The following is a 2527-nucleotide window of genomic DNA, read 5'->3' as shown; positions in this document are numbered from 1 at the left end:
AGCAGGTCCCGGTAGTCCGAGGCCTTCCATTTCGGGCCGGCGAACACCTTGCCGAAGCCTGAGAGCGTGCCCTTGATCACCGGCACCGAGTTGCCGATCAGGAAGGCTGCGACGCCCGCGCCGCCGATCGCCATCATCTCGTGGGGCAGGGCGTGAAGGATCACCCCAAGGTTGCCGCCGGAGATCAAATAACTGCCAAACACCAGCGCGAAGAGCAGCACGATGCCGATAATCTGAAACATTTGAAAAGGCTGTCCCCGCGACGTCCAGCCCCGACTATCGGCGATTAATGCTTAATTCCGCGTGTGCGTTTTCCGTGTTTGCACAAGGGGTCGGCGCGGACTAACAGCGAGGCCATGCCCAAGCCCGCCACAGCGCCGGAAGGCCTGCCCAAGAAGACTTTCGCCATTATTTTCGGCGTCTCCCTGGTAACCGCCATGGGCAATACCGGGATGATCTCGGTGCTCCCAGCGATTGGCCGGTCGATCGGCATTCCCGACCCGATGGTCGCGGCGATCTTCTCTCTCTCGGCGCTGCTTTGGGCGTTCTCCTCGCCCTGGTGGGCGCGGGCCTCCGACCGCCACGGCCGCAAGCCCTTGATGCTGATCGGCCTCTCGGGCTTCATGTTCTCGATGATCGCCTGCGCGCTGGTGGTGATGGCGGGCCTGCATCACATGGCCACGCCGATGATAATCTTCATCTGCTTCCTGTTCGCGCGGGCTTTGTTCGGGCTGTTTGGCTCGGCCTCCAATCCGGCGACCCAGGCCTATGTGGCCGAGCACACCCCGCCGGAGCAGCGCACCCAGTCGATGTCGAGCCTGGCCGGGGCCTTTGGCCTGGGTACGGTCGTCGGGCCGTTCCTGGCGCCGTTGTTCGTCCTGCCTTTCGTTGGCCTGGCGGGACCGATGCTTGGTTTCGCGGCGATGGCCGGGCTGATGCTGTTCGTGGTCTGGAAGATGCTTCCGGAAAGCCAGAACATGCCGGTCGCCCCGGTTCGTGCTGAGATCGCCAAGGACGCCAAGGGCGGCGACGCGACCAAGGAAAAGCCGATGTGGCGCGATCCGCGCGTGCGGCCGTTCCTGGTCTACGGCTTTATCGTCGCGGTCTGCCAGACCGCTCAGGCCCAAACCCTGGGCTTCCTGATCATCGACAAGCTCGGCCTTGATCCGATGAAAGCCCAGGGCTTCATCGCCATCGCCATGATGTTTGGCGCCATGGCCGGCCTGCTGGCCCAGTGGGGCATCATCCGGATGTTCGAGATGACCCCGCGCCAGCTCCTGCGCTGGGGCGTGGGCGTGGCCGCGGTGGGCAATGTGATCGTGGCGCTGCAGCCGACCTATGCCGCGGTCGTGGCCGGCTTTGCGATCTCCAGCCTAGGCTTTGGCCTGGCGCGTCCGGGCTTCACGGCGGGCGCTTCGCTGGCGGTGGACATGCACGAGCAGGCGCGCGTCGCCGGCGCTATCGCCGCGGTGAACGGCGTCAATGTGGTGCTCGCGCCGTTCTTCGTCTGGCTTTACGAGCGCATCGCGCCAGCGCCGTTCATCCTGTGCGCCCTGATGATGGTGGCCATGCTGGTCTATGCCTTCCGCAACGTGCAGCTGAAGAACGCCGACCCGCTGCCCGCCACCCGCGCCGACGCCGCCATGGCGACGCTGGAGAAGGGCGATGAGGGCGGGTTGTAGGTTCGCGCTTCCTTTCCCTCGGGAGAGGAGACGAGTCTTCTAAAGCGCGCCGGCTTCGACGTTCAGGCGACGCACCATCTCCATGGAGAGATAGCCGTCGGCCGTCAGGCCGCGAGCCTTTTGCCAATTGCGCAGGGCCGTGCGGGTGTTCACGCCCACCACCCCGTCAGGCTCGCCCGGATTGAAGCCCAGCCGCAGCAGGGCCGTCTGGGCGGCGATGCGGTCGCCGATGGCCAGCGGCGTCTCATAGGGCCACGGCTTCACTAGGGGGCCACCGCCGGCGAAGCGGTCGGCCAGCAGGCCGATGCCCAGGGCGTAGGAGGTGGAGTTGTTGTAGGTGCGGATCGCGAAGTGGTTCGGCAGCAGCAGGAAGATCGGCCCGCTCGCGCCCGCCGGCGCCACGAGCTGGGCCTTGGCGCCCTGGTCCGCAGGCGACCAGGAGCCGCCATCGGCGGGTTTGACGCCGAGCTGGGCCCACCAGTCGGGCGTCTCACGCGGGCCTTCGGTCAGGCTGTAGTCGAAGTTCGCGGGCAGGGTGACCTCGCGAGCCCAGCTTTGTCCCCTCACCCAGCCGCCCTTGGCCAGCAGGTTGGCGGCCGAGGCAAGGGCGTCATGGCTGGAGCCCCAGATGTCGCGCTTGCCGTCTCCGTCGCCGTCCACGGCGGTTGCGAGGTAGTTGGAGGGGAGGAACTGGGTCTGGCCCATGGCGCCGGCCCAGGAGCCCTTGAGCTGGCTACGCGAGGCCTCTCCTGAGCTGATGACCTTCAAGGCCGCGATCAGCTCGCCCTCGGCGAAGTTCCGGCGGCGTCCGTGATAGGCCAGACTGGCCATGGAGCGGACCACAT

3 protein-coding genes are annotated in these 2527 nt (G+C 66.6%); 1 reads left to right on the top strand and 2 read right to left on the bottom strand.

Annotated elements, in window-relative coordinates; all coding sequences use genetic code 11:
* Positions 1-242 (bottom strand): motility-associated protein (locus Q7T84_RS21080; protein ID WP_370653697.1); only part of this gene is annotated, 242 nt, incomplete at its 3' end.
* Positions 243-356: 114 nt separating this feature from the next.
* On the opposite strand from Q7T84_RS21080, the gene Q7T84_RS21075 reads away from it, so the two are divergent.
* A complete protein-coding gene (locus Q7T84_RS21075) occupies positions 357-1682 on the top strand; it encodes an MFS transporter (RefSeq protein WP_304813154.1) in 1326 nt (441 codons plus the stop codon).
* A gap of 39 nt (positions 1683-1721) precedes the next feature.
* Here the strand turns inward: Q7T84_RS21075 and Q7T84_RS21070 are convergent.
* Positions 1722-2527 (bottom strand): peptidoglycan-binding protein (locus Q7T84_RS21070; protein ID WP_304813151.1); only part of this gene is annotated, 806 nt, incomplete at its 5' end.

Source organism: Phenylobacterium sp., assembly GCF_030654915.1.
In the GTDB taxonomy this organism is placed as follows: domain Bacteria; phylum Pseudomonadota; class Alphaproteobacteria; order Caulobacterales; family Caulobacteraceae; genus Phenylobacterium.
The sequence above is the reverse complement of the archived record's forward strand: the minus strand, read 5'-3'. Positions and strand labels throughout refer to the sequence as shown.

What these genes read in the sequence shown, in the direction of transcription:
- Q7T84_RS21075 (WP_304813154.1), top strand. Translation starts at nt 357, where the DNA reads ATGCCCAAGCCCGCCACAGCGCCGGAAGGCCTGCCCAAGAAGACTTTC.